General features: G+C 65.4%; 18 protein-coding genes and 1 pseudogene. 4 read left to right on the plus strand and 15 right to left on the minus strand.

Annotated elements, in window-relative coordinates; translation table 11 throughout:
• Both LXM88_RS20285 and LXM88_RS20290 read right to left on the minus strand, forming a co-directional pair.
• Entirely contained in the window at positions 1–897 is an 897-nt protein-coding gene (locus LXM88_RS20285; RefSeq protein WP_205978857.1) for an ABC transporter permease, read from the minus strand.
• A gap of 139 nt (positions 898–1,036) precedes the next feature.
• Complete coding sequence (locus tag LXM88_RS20290; protein ID WP_262536625.1) at positions 1,037–2,002, minus strand: ABC transporter substrate-binding protein; 966 nt, start codon at positions 2,000–2,002, stop codon at positions 1,037–1,039.
• A gap of 334 nt (positions 2,003–2,336) precedes the next feature.
• On the opposite strand from LXM88_RS20290, the gene LXM88_RS20295 reads away from it, so the two are divergent.
• Both LXM88_RS20295 and LXM88_RS20300 read left to right on the plus strand, forming a co-directional pair.
• On the plus strand, positions 2,337–2,645 hold the full coding sequence (locus LXM88_RS20295) for a VF_A0006 family four-cysteine protein (RefSeq protein WP_262536626.1): 309 nt from the start codon (positions 2,337–2,339) through the stop codon (positions 2,643–2,645).
• Between the two features lie 119 nt (positions 2,646–2,764).
• A pseudogene (locus LXM88_RS20300) lies at positions 2,765–4,129 on the plus strand (IS3 family transposase).
• A 78-nt stretch (positions 4,130–4,207) separates the two neighbouring features.
• Here LXM88_RS20300 and LXM88_RS20305 read toward each other — a convergent pair.
• Positions 4,208–5,023 carry a MetQ/NlpA family ABC transporter substrate-binding protein gene (locus LXM88_RS20305; RefSeq protein WP_262536627.1) on the minus strand — a complete coding sequence of 272 codons (816 nt, stop codon included), beginning with the start codon at positions 5,021–5,023 and terminating at the stop codon, positions 4,208–4,210.
• A 209-nt stretch (positions 5,024–5,232) separates the two neighbouring features.
• Positions 5,233–6,870, minus strand: coding sequence for a methyl-accepting chemotaxis protein (locus LXM88_RS20310; protein WP_262536628.1), 1,638 nt, complete (start codon positions 6,868–6,870; stop codon positions 5,233–5,235).
• 243 nt (positions 6,871–7,113) lie between these two features.
• Here LXM88_RS20310 and LXM88_RS20315 point away from each other — a divergent pair, with 243 nt between their 5' ends.
• Positions 7,114–7,404 (plus strand): YciI family protein, encoded by a 291-nt coding sequence (locus tag LXM88_RS20315; RefSeq protein WP_034179097.1) that lies wholly within the window; start codon positions 7,114–7,116, stop codon positions 7,402–7,404.
• 144 nt (positions 7,405–7,548) lie between these two features.
• Here the strand turns inward: LXM88_RS20315 and LXM88_RS20320 are convergent, their stop codons facing one another.
• From LXM88_RS20320 to LXM88_RS20340, 5 genes are read right to left on the minus strand one after another with little or no spacing between them, the layout of a single operon-like run.
• On the minus strand, positions 7,549–8,166 hold the full coding sequence (locus LXM88_RS20320) for an SCO family protein (protein WP_262536629.1): 618 nt from the start codon (positions 8,164–8,166) through the stop codon (positions 7,549–7,551).
• A gap of 18 nt (positions 8,167–8,184) precedes the next feature.
• Entirely contained in the window at positions 8,185–9,087 is a 903-nt protein-coding gene (cyoE, locus tag LXM88_RS20325) for a heme o synthase (RefSeq protein ID WP_262536630.1), read from the minus strand.
• 8 nt (positions 9,088–9,095) lie between these two features.
• Positions 9,096–10,208, minus strand: coding sequence for a COX15/CtaA family protein (locus LXM88_RS20330; RefSeq protein ID WP_262536631.1), 1,113 nt, complete (start codon positions 10,206–10,208; stop codon positions 9,096–9,098).
• A gap of 25 nt (positions 10,209–10,233) precedes the next feature.
• Positions 10,234–10,860 carry an SCO family protein gene (locus LXM88_RS20335; protein WP_262536632.1) on the minus strand — a complete coding sequence of 209 codons (627 nt, stop codon included), beginning with the start codon at positions 10,858–10,860 and terminating at the stop codon, positions 10,234–10,236.
• Between the two features lie 60 nt (positions 10,861–10,920).
• Positions 10,921–11,631 carry an SURF1 family protein gene (locus tag LXM88_RS20340; RefSeq protein WP_262542886.1) on the minus strand — a complete coding sequence of 237 codons (711 nt, stop codon included), beginning with the start codon at positions 11,629–11,631 and terminating at the stop codon, positions 10,921–10,923.
• An 84-nt stretch (positions 11,632–11,715) separates the two neighbouring features.
• Between LXM88_RS20340 and LXM88_RS20345 the strand changes: the two genes are divergently transcribed.
• On the plus strand, positions 11,716–11,925 hold the full coding sequence (locus LXM88_RS20345; RefSeq protein WP_034179103.1) for a twin transmembrane helix small protein: 210 nt from the start codon (positions 11,716–11,718) through the stop codon (positions 11,923–11,925).
• Between the two features lie 202 nt (positions 11,926–12,127).
• On the opposite strand, the gene LXM88_RS20350 is transcribed toward LXM88_RS20345, so the two are convergent.
• The 6 genes from LXM88_RS20350 to coxB form a co-directional block, all read right to left on the minus strand.
• Positions 12,128–12,985, minus strand: a complete 858-nt coding sequence (locus LXM88_RS20350) for a cytochrome c oxidase subunit 3 (RefSeq protein ID WP_262536633.1) — start codon at positions 12,983–12,985, stop codon at positions 12,128–12,130.
• 138 nt (positions 12,986–13,123) lie between these two features.
• On the minus strand, positions 13,124–13,324 hold the full coding sequence (locus LXM88_RS20355) for a DUF2970 domain-containing protein (protein WP_096471841.1): 201 nt from the start codon (positions 13,322–13,324) through the stop codon (positions 13,124–13,126).
• 16 nt (positions 13,325–13,340) lie between these two features.
• Positions 13,341–13,949, minus strand: coding sequence for a cytochrome c oxidase assembly protein (locus LXM88_RS20360; protein ID WP_262536634.1), 609 nt, complete (start codon positions 13,947–13,949; stop codon positions 13,341–13,343).
• Positions 13,950–13,984: 35 nt separating this feature from the next.
• Positions 13,985–14,125, minus strand: coding sequence for a cytochrome oxidase small assembly protein (locus LXM88_RS20365; RefSeq protein WP_165765633.1), 141 nt, complete (start codon positions 14,123–14,125; stop codon positions 13,985–13,987).
• A gap of 69 nt (positions 14,126–14,194) precedes the next feature.
• Positions 14,195–15,802: a cytochrome c oxidase subunit I gene (ctaD, locus tag LXM88_RS20370; RefSeq protein WP_262536635.1), complete on the minus strand. Its 1,608-nt coding sequence runs from the start codon at positions 15,800–15,802 to the stop codon at positions 14,195–14,197.
• Positions 15,803–15,845: 43 nt separating this feature from the next.
• Complete coding sequence (gene coxB, locus LXM88_RS20375) at positions 15,846–17,441, minus strand: cytochrome c oxidase subunit II (RefSeq protein ID WP_262536636.1); 1,596 nt, start codon at positions 17,439–17,441, stop codon at positions 15,846–15,848.
• Positions 17,442–17,464 lie beyond the last annotated feature (23 nt).

Here is a 17,464-nt window from a genome sequence, read left to right on the forward strand (position 1 = left end):
TCATGCCCCTCCGTTCTTGCGCGCAAACAGCTTCTTGCGCGTCGCCGGCAGCACCAGCGCGATCGTGACGAGCGCGGCCGTCACGAGGTTCAGATCCTGCGCCTTCAGGCCGATGAATTCGCTGTTCAGCGCGAGCGCGATGAAGAAACGGTAGACGATCGCGCCGAGCACGACGGCGAGCGTCGTCAGCACCAGCCGGCGCGCGGGCAGCAGCGTCTCGCCGATGATCACCGCGGCCAGCCCGATCACGATCGTGCCGATCCCCATCGAGATGTCCGCGCCGCCCTGCGTCTGCGCGAACAGCGCGCCGGCGAGCGCGACGAGCGCGTTCGACAGCGCCATCCCGGCGAGCGTCGCGCGGCCGGTCGCGATGCCCTGCGCGCGCGCCATCCGCGGGTTCGCGCCGGTCGCGCGCATCGCGAGGCCGAGCTGCGACGAGAAGAACCAGTCGAGGCCGAGCTTCGCGACCACGACGACGATCGCGAGCAGCGCCGGGCGCAGCACGTAGTCGGGCATCCAGTCGGGCTGCAGCACGGTAAACAGCGTCGGCTCGGTGATCAGCGGCACGTTCGGCCGGCCCATGATCCGCAGGTTCACCGAATACAGCGCGATCATCATCAGGATGCTGGCGAGCAGATCCATGATCTTCAGGCGCACGTTGAGCCAGCCCGTGATGAAGCCGGCCACCGCGCCCGCGACGATCGCGAACGCCGTCGCGGAGAACGGATCGTAGCCGGCCGAGATCAGCGTCGCGGCGACGGCGCCGCCGAGCGGAAAACTGCCGTCGACGGTGAGGTCGGGGAAGTTGAGGATGCGAAACGAGATCAGCACCCCGAGGGCGACGAGACTGAAGATCAGGCCGATCTCCAGCGCGCCCAGAAACGAGAACAGAGACATGATGGGGAAATCCTGTTGCTTCCCGGCCGGACGTGTACGGCCGGGCGAAGCGAACGGGCGGCCCCGGGTGGGAGCCGCCCGTCCCGCGGTGTCGTTCAGGCCCGGATCGGGCCCGCAAGCGCGGCGGTCGGGCCGCGGCTTACTTGATGACCGTCTTCGCTTCCTTCACGAGATCCGGCGACAGCGCGACGCCCTGCTTCGCGGCCGCGCCCGTGTTCGCGAACAGCTCGAGGTTGCTGCTCGTCTCCGACGCGATCGCGCCCGGCTTCTCGCCCTTCAGGATGCGCGCGACGATCTTGCCCGTCTGGCGGCCGAGGTCGCCGTAGTTGATGCCGAGCGCCGCGATGCCGCCGCGCTTCACGCTGTCGGTGTCGCCGGCGACGAGCGGGATCTTCGCTTCGTTCGCGACCTTCACGAGCGCTTCGTACGCGGACACGACGTTGTTGTCGGTGTTCGTGTAGATCACGTCGACCTTGCCGATCAGGCTCTTCGCGGCCGGGCCGATGTCGACGGTGCGCGGTGCGGCCGCTTCCTTCAGCGTCATCCCCTGCTTCGCGAGGATCTCCTTGAGCTCCTTCACGACGACGACCGAATTCGCCTCGCCCGGGTTGTAGACCATGCCGACCGTCTTCGCATTCGGCACGACGCGCTTGATCAGCGCGACCTGGCGATCGAGCGGCAGCTTGTCGGACACGCCCGTCACGTTGGTACCCGACGGGCCCCAGCCCTTCACGAGCTGCGCGGCGACCGGATCGGTGACGCCCGAATAGACGACCGGCACGCTCTTCGTCGCCGCGACGACCGACTGCGCGGCCGGCGTCGCGATCGCGACGATCACGTCGGGCTTGTCGCCGACGAACTTGCGCGCGATCTGCGCGGCCGTGCCCGTGTTGCCCTGCGCGCTCTGGTATTCCCACTTGAGCTTGTCGTCGCCGTAGCCTTCCGCCTTCAGTTCGGCGCGCACGCCGTCGCGGATCGCGTCGAGCGCCGGATGGTCGACGATCGACAGCACCTTGACGGTCTGTGCGTGCGCGGCGCCTGCCAGCGCGAATGCGGCCACGCCGGCCGTGATCGAACGGATCGCGAAAGTCTTGAATCGCTTCATGGGTGAGTCTCCCCCGTATTGTGTCGGTTCTGGATGATGGATTCCCGCCGCCGTCAGGCGGGCACCGTCGCGCGTAAAACCCGGCGGCGACCGGCCCGCGCACACCCCGGGAAGGCGCGCAGCGGCGAACGCACGAGGATACCATTTCCGCAGACCACCGCCTGACTCCGCGCTTTCGCCCGGCGCGCCGGATTGCACCGCCCGCCGGAGTCTCGCAACCGCGCGCGAAGCCCGGCCAGCAGCGGTTCCGGCCGGCATCGGCGCAACGCGTCAGCCGCGTTGACGGCTTTACGTTATGCTGTCGGCCGACCCAATCCACTCCATCGGAGAGCACATGAAACGGGGAGTCCGTGCAATCGCATTCGCGGCCGTCGCGCTGGCGCTGCCGGGCGCGGCATTCGCGCTGACCGACGGTTATGCGCAATACGACGACTGCATGCTCGGCGCGCTGCGCGAAAGCCGCAACGGCGCGGCGGCCCAGCTGATCCAGCGCTCCTGCGACGCGCTGTACCGCAACAACGCGATGCTGCTGCCGCGCGAGCGCCGTTTTCACGAGTGTGTCGTGCAGTCGCTGCCGGGCGTGCGCGACAACTACGCGATCCAGCAGATCATGGCGATCTGCTCGCGGCGCGGCGACTTGTGAGCGAACGCTGACCGCCGGGCGCCACGCGGCTGCCGATCGGCCGCGCCAATGAAAAAGGGCCTGCTCGATGAATTGACCCCCAAGAGTTGGACACCACTCCAACCCTTGGGGGTTTTTTCATGACGAAGTATGACCAGTCGTTCAAGCAACAGTTGGTTAAGGCGTATCTGAGCGACGAAGGCAGTTGCGAGTCGCTCGGCCAGAAGCACGGAGTTGGGTATTCAACACTGCGGCGTTGGGTGAGCGCTTTCCGGGTGCATGGCAAAGCATGGGTTGCGCAAGAAGCACGAGACGTACAGCGCTGACTTCAAGATGTCGGTGCTGCAACACATGTGGCGCCATGAGCTGTCATACCAGCGCACATGCGCGGTATTCGATTTGCGCGAAGCCAACTGCGTGAGTCGCTGGGAGCGCCAGTATCATGAGGGTGGTTTCGAAGCTCTCATGCCGCGCCGCAAAGGCCGGCCACCCAAGATGTCAAAGCCCAAACAGCCTGCCCAGCCTACTGCCGTGCCCGCAGACGAGCGCTCACGCGAAGACCTTCTTAAAGAGAATGAGTATCTGCGCGCGGAGGTGGCGTACCTAAAAAAGTTGGACGAACTGCTCCGAGCCAAGGAGCAAGCAAAGCCAAAGAAACCGCGCAAATCGTGAACGCCTTGCGTGAGCATCATTCGTTAAGCGTCTTGCTCAAGGTTTCAGGCCTGGCTCGTAGTACGTTCTATTACCAAGTGGCAGCGACCAAGGCGGGAGATCGTCACGCCGAGCTCAAGGCGAAGATCGCCGATGTCTTCGCCCAGCATAAGGGGCGTTACGGCTATCGCCGGATCACGCTTGCATTGCGTCGAGCGGGCACTTGGGTCAACCGCAAGACGGTGCAGCGACTGATGTCAGTGCTGCGTCTGAAGTCGCTCGTTCGGCCCAAGAAATATCGGTCCTATCGGGGAGAGCGTGGGCGCATAGCGCCGAATCTACTCAACCGCCAATTCGAAGCCAATAGGCCCAACGAGAAGTGGGTGACGGACGTGACCGAATTCAATGTCGGCGGCAAGAAGCTATATCTGTCGCCGGTTCTGGATTTGTACAACGGCGAGATCATTGCCTGGCAAATGAGCGAGCGCCCTGACTTCGCCATGATCAAAGCCATGCTGGACAAGGCATTCAAGCGACTGGCACCTGATGAGGCACCGATGCTGCATTCGGATCAAGGCTGGGCTTATCAAATGCGAGAATACTGCGAACAGCTTGCTGAGCGAGGCATGCCGCAGAGCATGTCACGCAAGGGCAACTGCTTGGATAACGCCGCGATGGAAAGCTTCTTCGGCACACTCAAATCCGAGTGCTTCCGGTTGAAACACTTCGCAGACGTGCAGCAATTGCGTCGCGCCATTGCCGACTACATCCGCTATTACAATCACGACCGCATCAAGCTCAAGCTAAAAGGGCTGAGTCCCGTGCAATACAGAACTCAGCCCTTGGCGGCCTAATTTACCCGTCCAACTTTACGGGGTCAGCTCACACGATGCAGGCCCTTTTCGTTCAGCGGTCCGACCGGTGTGCGGCGTTCAGAACGACGCGACCATCGAGCCCTTGAACTGCTTCTTGATGAATTCCTTCACTTCCGGCGACTGGTAAGCCTTGACCAGCTTCTTCACCCACGGCTGGTCCTTGTCCTTCGCGCGCACGGCGATCAGGTTCGCGTAGGGGCTCGTCAGCGCTTCGAGCGCGATCGCGTCCTTGGTCGGCTGCAGGTTCGCGGCCAGCGCGTAGTTCGTGTTGATCACGGCCGCGTCGACGTCCGACAGCACGCGCGGCAGTTGCGCGGCATCGAGTTCGGAGATCTTCAGCTTCTTCGGGTTCTCGGCGATGTCGAGCACCGTCGCGTTGTTGCCGCCCGTGCCTGCACCTGCCTTCAGCTTGATCACGCCTTGCGTCTGCAACAGCAGCAGCGCGCGGTTCTCGTTCGACGGATCGTTCGGCACCGCCAGCTTCGCGCCTTGCGGCAGGTCCTTCAGCGACTTGAACTTCTTCGAGTACACGCCGATCGGCGAGATGTAGGTCAGGCCCGCGCTGACGATCTTGTAGCCGCGCTGCTTCACCTGGCTGTCGAGGTAGGGCTGGTGCTGGAAGCTGTTCGCGTCGAGGTCGCCCGAGTCGAGCGCCGCGTTCGGCTGCACGTAGTCGTTGAACTCGATGACCTTCACGTTCAGGCCTTCCTTCTCCTTCGCGACCTTCTGCACGAGCTGCCACACTTCCGAATCCGGGCCGGCGACCGTGCCGACCTTGATCACCTTGTCCTCGGCGTGCGCGCCCGCCGACAGCGTCAGCGCTGCACCGGTGGCCAGCACGGAAAATACCTTCAGGAGACTGCGACGCTTCATCTGTTTCTCGCTTTCTTGCTTACTGGAAATAGGGCGCGATACGGGTAAGCCCGGACTCGCAGGAAGGCGCAAATGGTGTCACAGGATCGACGGGAAGTGAAATACATCCCGCTCATATGGGTATGCACCGCAGCGGTGCTGGCGGTGGACGCGCGACTCGGCCGTTAGTTGCGTTTGAGCTAATCGCGCATCGGCCTCGGCCGTACGCGTCACGCCACCGCCGCCTCGTCGGCCGCCTTCGTGCCGAACGCGGGCTCGATCGCCCGTTCGCTTGCCCGGCGCGACGACACGCCGCCGGCGTCGCCGACCCGGAACGCGCCGATCGCGTCGCGCAGCCGCGCAGCCTGTTCCTGCAGCGACGCGGCGGCCGCGGTGGCCTCCTCGACGAGCGCCGCGTTCTGCTGCGTCACCTGGTCCATCTGCGTGACCGCGCGCCCGACCTGCGTGATGCCGCTCGCCTGCTCCTCGGACGCGGCCGCGATCTCGCCCATGATGTCGGTCACGCGCGCGACGGCCTGCAGGATCTCGCCCATCGTCGTGCCGGCCTGGCCGACCAGCGCCGAACCGTTGCGCACGCGCTCGACCGACGCGACGATCAACTCGCGGATTTCCTTCGAGGCCGTCGCGCTGCGCTGCGCGAGCGAGCGCACTTCGCCCGCGACCACCGCGAAGCCGCGGCCCTGCTCGCCCGCACGCGCGGCCTCGACCGCCGCGTTCAGCGCGAGGATGTTGGTCTGGAACGCGATGCCCTCGATCACGCCGATGATGTCGGCGATCTTGCGCGAGCTGTCGTCGATCTCGCCCATCGTGCCGATCACGCGGTTCACGACGTCGCTGCCCGTGCGCGCGATGTCCGATGCGTTGTTCGCGAGCCCGCTCGCCTGCCGCGCGTTGTCGGCGTTCTGCTTCACCGTCGCGGTCAGCTGCTCCATGCTCGCGGCCGTTTCTTCCAGCGACGCGGCCTGCTCCTCGGTGCGTTGCGACAGGTCGTCGTTGCCGGCCGAGATCTCGCGGCTCGCCGACGCGATCGATTCGGCCGACTGGCGAATCCCGCCGATCGTCGCCTGCAGCCGCGCCTGCATGTCGCGCATCGCGGCCATCATGCTCGTGCGGTCGCCCGCGCGCACGGGCACCGGCTGCGTCAGGTCGCCCTGCGCGATGCGCGTCGCGAGCGCGGCCGCTTCGTCGGGTTCGCCGCCGAGGCTGGCGCGCACGTTGCGGATGATCACCAGCATCGCCGCGCTGATCACGAAGCCGATCACGAACACGACCGCGAGGTGGCCGAGCAGCGTCCGGTAGTAGAGGGTGTCGATGTCCTTCAGGAACACGCCGCTCGAGATGTTCCAGTCCCACGGCGCGAACCGCGTGACGTAGCTGATCTTCGGCACGGCGGTCTCGCTGTGCGGCAGCCGCCCGCGATATTCGGCGAAGCCGCTGCCGGTCGCCTTCGCGGCGTTCAGGATCGTGACGAACAGCGGCTTGCCGTCCGGATCGAGATAGTCGCCGACCTGCGTGCCGACCAGCTTCGGCAGCGTCGGATGCATCAGTACGACCGGCGTCGAGTCCATCACGAACACGTAGCCCGAATCGCCGTAGCGCATCGCGGCAAGGCTCGCGAGCGCGTCGCGCTTCGCGTCGGCCTCGGGCAGCGCGCCGCCTTGTGCGAGCGCGTGATACGACTTCACGATGCCGGCCGCCGAGTCGACCAGGTTCGCGATGCCGGCCTTGCGTTCGGCGAGCATCGTCGCGCGCGTCTCGTAGGCGCTCCAGGCGCCGACGCCCAGGAGACCGATCCATACCAGCGCAAGCGCGAGCCACAGCTTGCGATTCAAACTCATTCTGCTCATCTGCGTGCCTTTGTCGATGTCGATGCACACGATGCGCACGAACGGCCTGCCGCGCGCAAACGGTTGCCTTTCTATTTACGGCAACGAGACTTACAACTTGAATACGCGCCGGTGCGACGAACCGGCGGCCGACACGCAGCCGCCACCCCGCAACGCGCGCCCCGGCGCGACAGCCCGCATCCGCTGTGCTAAAAAGACCGGCTGGCCGGCGCGCGAAGCGCCGGCGCCATTCCAGGGCCATCCATGTACGTCATCGACATCCACTACACCGCGTCGCTCGAGCGCATCGACGACGCGCTCGAACGCCACCGTGCGTATCTGCAGCCGCTGTTCGACAAGGGCATCTTCATCGCGGCGGGGCCGAAGGTACCGCGCGAAGGCGGCGTGATCCTCGCGGCCCGCATCGATCGCGACGAACTCGACGCGATCCTGAAGACCGACCCGTTCGTCACCGAGGGGCTCGCCACGTATCGCGTGACGGAATTCCGGATCACGCGCGCCGCATCCGGCTTCAACGTGCCGGCGCTGCCGTAACGCGGCACCTGCGCGGCACGCACGCGCGTGCCGACGCGCCGCCCGGCGGGCAGCGCGTGCAAACGACAAGGGAAAGAGAGACTACGTGACGGCGCAACACGGCCGTCACGCGAAACGCCGGGCCGGGCGCCCGACGGCTGCCGGTCAGCCGACCAGCAGCTTCAGGTCGTGGACCCACGGGCCGGGGCCCTGGCCGTCGCGCACGAACAGGCGCAGCTTGCCGTCGCGATCGAACACATAGCTCGCGGCGGTGTGATCCATCGTGTAGCTGCCGGGCGTCTTGCCGGGCACCTTCGCGTAGTACACGCGGAAATCCTTCGTGACCTTCTTCAGCGCCGCTTCGTCGGCCGCCCGCAGGCCGATGAACGACGGATCGAACGCGGGCACGTACTGGCCGAGCAGCGCCGGCGTGTCGCGCTCCGGATCGATGGTGACGAACAGCACCTGCACGCGCTTCGCGGCATCGGGCCCGAGTTGCTTCAGCGCCTCGGACAGCTCGGCCATCGTGGTCGGGCACACGTCCGGGCAGTGCGTATAGCCGAAGAACATCACGACTGCCTTGCCCTTGAAGTCGGCGAGCGTGCGCACCTTGCCGGCGGTATCGGGCAGCGAGAAGTCGTTGCCGAACTGCGTGTTGCCGGTGATGTCGAGATTCTGGAATTTCGGCGCGTTGTCGCATCCGGCGAGCAGCAGCGCTGCCGCGAATGCACACGCGACCATCCAGCCTTGGCGCGCGCGGCGCCCGAACCGTGAATGGAGCATTGCGTTCAAACCGTGCGGTTACACGCCGAGCAGCGGGCGTGCATAGTGATCGACGAGCAGCGCAGCGAACAGCAGCGACAGATAGACGATCGAGTAGCGGAAGGCCTTGCGGGCGAGTTCGTCCGAATAGTCGCGGTAGATCTTCCACGCATACGCGAGGAACACCGCGCCGAGCAGCACTGCGCTCGTCAGGTAGACAGCCCCGCTCATCCCGGAGATGAACGGCATCAGCGTGACCGCGAACAGGATCACCGTGTACAGCAGGATGTGCAGCCGCGTGAACTTCTCGCCATGCGTGACGGGCAGCATCGGCAGCCCCGCGCTCTCGTAATCCTTGCGGCGATAAAGCGCGAGCACCCAGAAATGCGGCGGCGTCCATACGAAGATGATCAGCACGAGGATCCACGCGTCGCCGGGCACCGCGCCGGTGACCGCGGCCCACCCGAGCGCCGGCGGCATCGCGCCCGACGCGCCGCCGATCACGATGTTCTGCGGCGTCATCGGCTTGAGCAGCAGCGTGTAGATCACCGCGTAGCCGACGAACGTCGCGATCGTCAGCCACATCGTCAGCGGGTTCGTGAACGTATAGAGCGTCCATGCGCCGGCGCTGCCGAGCACGGCCGAGAACACCAGGATCTGCGGCGTCGTGATCTCGCCGCGCGCGGACGGGCGCCATGCGGTACGGCGCATCATCGCGTCGATCTTCTGTTCGACGAGGCAGTTGATCGCGAACGCGGCGCCGGCCAGCAGCCAGATGCCGATCGTGCCGCCGATCAGCACACGCCACGGCACCATGCCCGGCGTCGCGAGGAACATGCCGATCACCGCGCAGAACACCGCGAGCTGCGTGACACGCGGCTTCGTCAGCGCCATGTACTGGGAAAAGCGGCTACCGGGCGATTGGGAGAGGGTGCTTTGCATGGGGGCGGTCACGCCGGGGCGGCGTCGCGCGCAGGCTGCGCGACACGGCCGGGGCGGCTTGAAAGGATGCGAAAGTTTAACATGACGACGAGCAGCAGCAGGATCGCGGCACCGCCGTTGTGCGCGACGGCGACCGGCAGCGGCCACTGCAGCACGATGTTGGTCAGGCCCGACACGAACTGCAGCAGGACGACCAGCAGCACGCCGTTCGCGGGCCGCCGCAGCGATTCGAAGCGGCGCATCTTCAGTGCGAACGCGACCAGGTACGCGACCACGACGAACGCGAACGTGCGGTGCGTCCAGTGGATCGCGACCAGCGCATCCTGCGTGATCGCGTCGCCGTCCTTCGTCATCCCGAGCGCGCGCCACAGGTGGAAGCCGTGCTGGAAGTCCATCGGCGGGATCCACTGGCCGTTGCAGGTCGGGAAATCGGTGCACGCGAGCACCGCGTAGTTGGTGCTCACCCAGCCGCCGAGCGCGATCTGCACGACCAGCAGCACGAGCGCCGCGAGCGCGGCCGCGCGGTAGCGGCCGGCCTCCGGGTCATGAGACGGCAGCGGCGTCTGCCGCGCGGCGAGCCAGCCGAGCGTGCCGAGCAGCGTGAGGCCGAGCAGCAGGTGGATCGTGACGATCACGGGCTGCAGCTTCATCGTGACCGTCCACGCGCCGAACGCGCCCTGCACGAGAATCAGCAGCAGCAGGCTCGTCGGCCACCACGGCGACACGTGCAGCGGGCGGCGGCGCAGCCGCGCGGCCCACGCGATCACGACCTGCGCGATGATCAGCACGCCGATCGCCATCGCGAAATAACGGTGGATCATCTCGATCCACGCCTTCGTCATGCTGACGGGGCCTGTCGGCATCGCCTGGTGCGCGGCCGTGATCGCGGCGTGCGCGATGAACGGCGACGACGTGCCATAGCAGCCGGGCCAGTCCGGGCAGCCGAGCCCCGAATCGGTCAGCCGCGTGAAGCCGCCGAACATCACCAGGTCGAGGGTCAGGAACGTGGTGATCCACACGAGCTTGCGGAACTTGTCGTCGTCGGCCTTCACCCACACGTACGACAGCGGCAGCAGCGCGATGCAGAGGCCGATCAGGCCGAGTTGCAGTAGATACGACATCGGAATGGTGCCTCGTTGTATTGCCTTAGCCGATGCTCGACCACTTCAGCAGCTTCGTGACGTCCGACTTGATCTTGCTGGGATTCGGGTCTTTCGGGAAACGCATCATCAGGTTGCCGTTCGGGTCGACCATGTAGATATGGTCGCTGTCCTTCGTGCCGGCGTCGGCCGGCAGCCACGCGGCCACCGCGGCCGGATCGGCGACGAGCCGGCGCGTGTCCGGATAGGCCTCCAGCACCTTCTGCGGCATCGCGCCCGCATCGCTGCGCAGCCACACCATCGTGATCCGGTGCCGTTCGCCCGCCTGCGTGACGCGGATCTGGCGCATGAAATAGAGCTTCTGCGCGCAGGCGTCGTCGCACACGCTGCGGTCGGTCATCACGAACAGCCACACGCCGCGCAGCGACGACAGCGGCACCGTCTTGCCGGTTTCGTCGGTGACCTGAAGATCCGCCGGGATCGGGCGCTGCGGCTCGATCAGCGTGCCGTAGTTCGTCGAACCGCCCTTCGGCTTGATCACGTAATAGGTGAAGTACGACGCGAGCATCGGCGCCGCGCACACGAGACCCAGCAGCACGAGCATCCAGCGGCCGCGCTTGCGGGCCGCAGGCGAGATCGGCGCAGCGGCCGGACCCTGACGGGAAGATTGCATGGACAAATCAGACCTCTCGAAACGAACCCGCGGCACCTGCGCCGCGTCCTGGCATGGCGCTCACGCGCCGGCCGACTTCTTCGCCGCACGCCGCGCGGCGTACAGGCCGAAGCCGAGCGCGGCCGCCGCCATCGCCCACCACTGAAACATGTAACCGTAATTGCGCTCGACGCCGGTCGTCGCCGCCGGCCAGTCGCGCACGAGCTTGTCGCCGTCGTCGCTCGTCTGCTGGATCACGAACGGCTGCAGCGGCAGCCCCGTTTCCTTCGCATACGCGGCAACGTCCAGGTTCTGCCGGATCTTCTGGTGCGCCGCCGACCCGCCTTCGCCGAGTTCGAACGCACGCGACGCGTCGGCGCGCGCGATGCCCACGATCTCGACGTCGCCCGCGGGCGTCGCGAACGACTCGATCGCCGTGCGATCGGCGATGTTGCGCGGCAGCCAGCCGCGGTTCACGAGCACCACGCCGCCGCCCGTGAGTTTAAACGGCATCACGACGTAAAAACCCGGCTGGTCGTTATACGGCCGATTGTCGAGGAACACGGCTTGCTCGGGCACGAAGCGGCCCTTCGCCCGCACGCGATGAAACTCGATCGACGCGAGCGGAATCGGCTGCGCACCGACCTCGACGGGCGCCGCATGCTCGAAGCGCTCGATGCTCGCCTGCAGCGCTTCCTTCTGATGCGCGCGGTCGCGCTGCCAGAAGCCGAGACGGATCGTGACCGCGACGACGACGAGAATCAGCAGCGCAGGCAGCCAGCGGATCTTCATCATGCGACCCGCCGGGCACATTCGCGAAAACGAAGTGCGATAATTATCCTCTTCCTTTCGAATTGCCGTCGTCCGGTTCGTGTCATGCACATACTCGTTCCCATCGCCTTCGTCCTCATCATTGCCAGCATGGGCTCGGCGCTCTACTTCATGATGCACGACCGCGGCCACACGAAACGCATGGTCTGGTCGCTCGCCACCCGCGTCGGGCTGTCGGTCTCGCTGTTCCTGTTCATCCTGCTCGCGAACTGGATGGGCTGGATCCATTCGACCGGCCTGCCGATCGGGCGTTGACGCATTTATCGCCGCGGCCCGCTGCAACCGATGCGACCGCTGCAACCGCTGTGACATTTCGCCGCACGGCCGCGCCACCAAGCAAAAGCGCCGCCTGACTGAGTCGCGGCGGCGCCAGGGTGGTGTCGACACGCAGCCAGCCGCTGCCGCGCCAACACCAATGAAAACGGCCCGCGCATTGCTGCGCGGGCCGTTGTTCCATTTACAGCCAGTAGACGACGACGTACAGGCCGAGCCAGACGACGTCGACGAAGTGCCAGTACCACGCGGCGCCTTCGAATGCGAAGTGGTGATCGGGCTTGAAGTGGCCGCGGATCATCCGCACCAGCACCACCGCGAGCATCGTGCCGCCGAGGAACACGTGGAAACCGTGGAAGCCGGTCAGCAGGAAGAACGTCGAACCGTACACGCCCGAGTTCAGCGTCAGGTTCAGTTCGTTGTACGCGTGGTAGTACTCGAAACCCTGCAGGAACAGGAAGCAGATACCGAACGCGAGCGTCGCGGCCAGCCATGCGATCGCCTTGTTGCGATGATCGTCGCGCAGCGCGTGGTGCGAGATCGTCAGCGTCACGCCCGACGACAGCAGGAATGCCGTGTTCAGCGTCGGGATCGGCCACGGGCCCATCGTCTTGAAGTGACCGGCGAGCGCGGCGGGGCCTTCGTTCGGCCACACGGCGGAGAAGTCCGGCCAGATCAGCTTGTAGTCGAGGCTGCCGAGCTGGTGCAGCGCGATTTCACGTGCATAGAACAGCGCGCCGAAGAACGCGCCGAAGAACATGACTTCGGAGAAGATGAACCAGCTCATGCTCCAGCGGTACGACTTGTCGACGTTCTTGCCGTATTGACCGCCTTCCGATTCGGCGATCGCGTCGCCGAACCAGTGATACAAAGTGAAGAGCAACCACAGCAGGCCGAGCAGCGCCGTAAACGGCGCCCAGTCGTGACCGTTGATCCACAGCGCCGTCGATCCGAGCATGACCAGCAGCCCGATGGCCGCACTGATCGGATGGTGCGACGGATGCGGCACGAAATAGTACGGGGTCTGGTTTTGACCGCTCATGCTTGATTCTCCACTTCAGTCCAATTTGTGTACCGGAAACCGCTCCGGCTTTATTTCTTGCGCGGCGCGACCGCCACCGCTCGTTCCTGCACGCCGCGCCGTGGCGCCGCGCACTGCATTCTTTCGTGGCCGCGGGCCTCAGCCCACGACGGCACGCACGATCAGGATCAGCACGCCGATGAACACACCGGCCGCGATCAACGCGACGATCAGCACGTGCAGCGGATTGAGCTGCGTTGCGTCGGCCTCCAGGTCGCGCCGCTTGCGCACCCCGAAGAACGACCACAGCACCGCTTTCACCGCCTGGCCGAACGACCCGCCCCGCTTGACCTCCGTCATCGCCCCGCCTCCGTCGTCATGCGTCCGGCTTCGCCGCGCCCTGCGCCGCGGTACTGCGCGTCGCCGGCGCCGGTGCAGCCGGCGTATTCAGCTCGAAGAACGTGTACGACAGCGTGATCGTCTTCACGTCCTTCGGCAGTTTCGGATCGATCACGAACACCACCGGCATCTTGCGCGACTCGTTCGCGGCCAATGTTTGCTGCGTGAAGCAAAAGCACTCGATCTTCTTGAAGAACTCCGTCGCCTGCTTCGGCGCGTAGCTCGGAATCGCCTGTGCAACGACCGGCCGGCCCTGCCCGTTCGTCACGTCGTACACGATCGTCGTCAATTCGCCCGGGTGCACGTCGAGGCTGTTGTGCTCCGGCTTGAAACCGAGCGGGCCGCGCGCGTTCGCATCGAACTCGACCGACACCGTGCGGCTGGTGTCGACCTGCGAGTTCTTCACCTCGCGCTCGCTGACGTCGCGCTGCACCAGGTTGTTGATGCCGGTGATCTGGCAGATCGCCCGATACATCGGGATCAGCGCGAAGCCGAAACCGAACATCAGCCCGGCCACGACAAAGAGCTTCACCAGCATCGAACGATTGAACGCGCGATCGACGGCGCCGTCTTCCGGCTTCGACATACGACAACTTCCTCGCTACTGCGTCAGTTACTGCATCAGTGAGTGGACAGCCACCACTGCTTGATCACGACACCCACAAAAAAAACGGCGGCGATGACGAGCAGGATGAGGCCGAGCCGCTTGTTGCCCGCGCGAATCTGCTCGGGCGTTCGTCTTTCTGGTGGATTCCGGTTCATCTGAAACTTCGGTTCGGCGCCCGCCGCGCCTGCCTGCGCGGCAGGCAGCGGCGGAACGCACGGTGAAACTTACTCGACGTGCGGCGGTTGCTCGAACGTGTGGAACGGAGCCGGGCTCGGCACCGTCCACTCGAGGCCCGTCGCGCCATCCCACGGCTTGTCCGACGCCTTTTCCAGCTCGCCGCCGCCACGGTAGGCCGGCAGCGCGACTGCGAACAGGAAGTACACCTGCGCGAGGCCGAAGCCGAATGCGCCGATCGTCGCCACCTGGTTGAAGTCCGTGAACTGCGCCGGGTAGTCCGCATAGCGACGCGGCATGCCAGCGAGACCGACGAAGTGCATCGGGAAGAACGTCAGGTTGAAGAAGATCATCGACGCCCAGAAGTGGATCTTGCCGCGCGTCTCGTTGTACATCCAGCCCGTCCACTTCGGTGCCCAGTAGTACCAGCCCGAGAACAGCGCGAACAACGAGCCTGCCACCAGCACGTAGTGGAAGTGCGCGACCACGAAGTAGGTGCCGTGATACTGGATGTCGAGCGGCGCCATCGCGAGCATCAGGCCCGTCAGGCCGCCGAACGTGAACACGAACAGGAAGCCGATCGCGAACAGCATCGGGGTTTCGAAGGTCATCGAACCGCGCCACATCGTCGCGAGCCAGTTGAACACCTTCACGCCCGTCGGCACCGCGATCAGCATCGTCGCGTACATGAAGAACAGCTGGCCGGTGACCGGCATGCCCGTGGCGAACATGTGGTGCGCCCAGACCATGAACGACAGGATCGCGATCGAGGCCGTCGCATACACCATCGAGCTATAGCCGAACAGCGTCTTGCGTGCGAACGCCGGGATCACCTGCGACACGATCCCGAACGCCGGCAGAATCATGATGTACACCTCGGGGTGGCCGAAGAACCAGAAGATGTGCTGGTACATCACCGGGTCGCCGCCGCCTGCCGCGTTGAAGAACGACGTGCCGAAGTGGCGGTCGAACAGCACCATCGTGATCGCGCCTGCCAGGACCGGCATCACGGCGATCAGCAGGTAGGCCGTGATCAGCCACGTCCATGCGAACATCGGCATCTTCATCAGCGTCATGCCCGGTGCGCGCATGTTCAGGATCGTCACGACGATGTTGATCCCGCCCATGATCGACGACGCGCCCATGATGTGGACCGCGAAGATCGCGAAGTCCATGCCCGGGCCCATCTGCGTCGACAGCGGCGCGTACAGCGTCCAGCCGGCGGCCGTCGCGCCGCCCGGCGCGAAGAACGAGCCGACCAGCAGCACGGCCGCGACCGGCAGCAGCCAGAAGCTGAAGTTGTTCATCCGCGCGAACGCCATGTCGGACGCGCCGATCTGCAGCGGAATCATCCAGTTCGCGAAGCCGACGAACGCAGGCATGATCGCGCCGAACACCATGATCAGGCCGTGCATCGTCGTGAGTTCGTTGAAGAACTCCGGACGCATGATCTGCAGGCCCGGCTCGAACAGCTCGGCACGGATGCCGAGTGCCATCACGCCGCCCGACAGGAACATGATGAACGAGAACAGCAGGTACAGCGTACCGATGTCCTTGTGGTTGGTGGCATACAGCCAGCGCCGCCAGCCGTGCGGCATTTCGTGCGCGTGGTCGTCGTGCGCGTGGTCCGCGGCTACGTCGTGCCCGATGCTAGACATGAGAATCTCCTAATGCGAATACGTCGACTAACTCAGCGACACGTCAAGCCGCCGGCCCGATCTCGACACGCCGGGCTTCCTTGGCGTCAGCCCCGCCCGTGATCGTTTCCGGCTTTTTGAGAATAATGTGGTCTTCCGCCACGCCTGCTGCCTTCAGCGCGTCGCGCACGGCCTGTGCGCGCTGCTTCGCCAGTTCGGCGTTCGCGTCGGCCGAGCCCGTCTTGTCGGTGAAGCCCGACAGCGCGAGCTTCGCGTCCGGATGCGCCTTCGCATAGTCGGCCGCGGCGGCGATCGCCGCTTTCGCGTCGGCCGGCAGCACGCTCTTGCCCGTCTCGAAGTAGATCGTCGACAGTGCGGCCGATGCCGACGCTGCCGCCGGCTGCTCGGCTGCGCCCGACGCGGCTTGCGTCGGTGCCGAAGCCGCTTCGGCCGGCGCCGCTGCGCCTGCCGTGTCTGCCGGCATCTTGCCGTTGCGTGCGTCGGCCACTTGCTTCGGCTGCAGCAGGTCGTTCTTGTGGTTGCCCCACGAATTGCGCTCGTACGTGATGACCGATGCGATGTCGAGGTCCGACAGCGACGCCCACGACGGCATGGCACCCTTGCCGTGCAGCACGCGCTCGACGTGGCCGGCGATCGGGCCGTTCACGATCGGGCTGCCGTCCATCGCCGGGAACGCGCCGAGGCCCTTGCCGCTCACCTGGTGGCAGGCTGCGCAGTTCGCCTTGTAGACTTCCTCGCCGTGCGCGACGAGTTCAGCCATCGTGTAGACCTTGTTCGGATCGACCGACGCGCTGGCCATCTTGGCCTTCTGCGCGGTGACCCACTTCGCGTAGTCGTCTTCCGACAGCACTTCGACCACGACCGGCATGTACGCGTGTTCCTTGCCGCACAGCTCGGTACAGAAACCGCGGAAGGTACCGACCTTGTCGGCCTTGAACCACGTGTCGCGCACGAAGCCGGGAATCGCATCCTGCTTCACGCCGAACGCGGGCACGTACCACGAGTGGACGACGTCGTTCGCGGTCGTGATGATGCGGATCTTCTTGTTGACCGGCACGACGAGCGGGTTGTCGACTTCCTGCAGATAGGTGTCGGTGATCGGCTTCTTGCCCATCACTTCGTCGCGCGGGGTGGTCAGCGTCGACAGGAAGCCGATGCCCTCGCCCGGGCCCTTCACGTAGTCGTAGCCCCACTTCCACTGGTAGCCGGTGACCTTGATCGTGAGATCGGCGTTCGTCGTGTCCTTCATCGCGACGACGGCCTTCGTCGCCGGCAGCGCCATCAGCACGACGATGACGAACGGCACGATCGTCCAGATGATCTCGACGGTCGTGCTTTCATGGAAATTGGCGGCCTTGTGGCCTTTGGATTTGCGGTGCGCGAAGATCGAATAGAACATCACGCCGAACACGCCGACGAAGATCACCGTACACAGGATCAGCATCATCGTGTGGAGATCGTAGAGCTCCTCGGCGATCTTCGTGACAGGCGGCTGAAAGTTGATCTCGTTGACACGGGGGCCGCCCGGGCTATCACCGACCGCCAGGGCGGCACCGGCAAAGAGCAAACCGCTGCATGCCAGCACGCCCGCGAGGGCTCGCTTGATTGTTTTCATAGCATCCTTACCCAAAATTTCCATTCAAACCCTCCCCCGTCGCAAGC

Source organism: Burkholderia sp. S-53 (genome assembly GCF_025560745.1).
Lineage (GTDB): Bacteria > Pseudomonadota > Gammaproteobacteria > Burkholderiales > Burkholderiaceae > Burkholderia > Burkholderia pyrrocinia.

Coding starts and splice junctions, on each gene's coding strand:
- LXM88_RS20285 (WP_205978857.1), bottom strand. CDS start 897: ATGTCTCTGTTCTCGTTTCTGGGCGCGCTGGAGATCGGCCTGATCTTC.
- LXM88_RS20290 (WP_262536625.1), bottom strand. CDS start 2,002: ATGAAGCGATTCAAGACTTTCGCGATCCGTTCGATCACGGCCGGCGTG.
- LXM88_RS20320 (WP_262536629.1), bottom strand. CDS start 8,166: ATGCTCCATTCACGGTTCGGGCGCCGCGCGCGCCAAGGCTGGATGGTC.
- LXM88_RS20340 (WP_262542886.1), bottom strand. CDS start 11,631: ATGAAGATCCGCTGGCTGCCTGCGCTGCTGATTCTCGTCGTCGTCGCG.
- LXM88_RS20335 (WP_262536632.1), bottom strand. CDS start 10,860: ATGCAATCTTCCCGTCAGGGTCCGGCCGCTGCGCCGATCTCGCCTGCG.
- LXM88_RS20295 (WP_262536626.1), top strand. CDS start 2,337: ATGAAACGGGGAGTCCGTGCAATCGCATTCGCGGCCGTCGCGCTGGCG.
- LXM88_RS20350 (WP_262536633.1), bottom strand. CDS start 12,985: ATGAGCGGTCAAAACCAGACCCCGTACTATTTCGTGCCGCATCCGTCG.
- LXM88_RS20360 (WP_262536634.1), bottom strand. CDS start 13,949: ATGTCGAAGCCGGAAGACGGCGCCGTCGATCGCGCGTTCAATCGTTCG.
- coxB (WP_262536636.1), bottom strand. CDS start 17,441: ATGGAAATTTTGGGTAAGGATGCTATGAAAACAATCAAGCGAGCCCTC.
- LXM88_RS20355 (WP_096471841.1), bottom strand. CDS start 13,324: ATGACGGAGGTCAAGCGGGGCGGGTCGTTCGGCCAGGCGGTGAAAGCG.
- LXM88_RS20305 (WP_262536627.1), bottom strand. CDS start 5,023: ATGAAGCGTCGCAGTCTCCTGAAGGTATTTTCCGTGCTGGCCACCGGT.
- LXM88_RS20310 (WP_262536628.1), bottom strand. CDS start 6,870: ATGAGCAGAATGAGTTTGAATCGCAAGCTGTGGCTCGCGCTTGCGCTG.
- ctaD (WP_262536635.1), bottom strand. CDS start 15,802: ATGTCTAGCATCGGGCACGACGTAGCCGCGGACCACGCGCACGACGAC.
- LXM88_RS20345 (WP_034179103.1), top strand. CDS start 11,716: ATGCACATACTCGTTCCCATCGCCTTCGTCCTCATCATTGCCAGCATG.
- cyoE (WP_262536630.1), bottom strand. CDS start 9,087: ATGCAAAGCACCCTCTCCCAATCGCCCGGTAGCCGCTTTTCCCAGTAC.
- LXM88_RS20315 (WP_034179097.1), top strand. CDS start 7,114: ATGTACGTCATCGACATCCACTACACCGCGTCGCTCGAGCGCATCGAC.
- LXM88_RS20365 (WP_165765633.1), bottom strand. CDS start 14,125: ATGAACCGGAATCCACCAGAAAGACGAACGCCCGAGCAGATTCGCGCG.
- LXM88_RS20330 (WP_262536631.1), bottom strand. CDS start 10,208: ATGTCGTATCTACTGCAACTCGGCCTGATCGGCCTCTGCATCGCGCTG.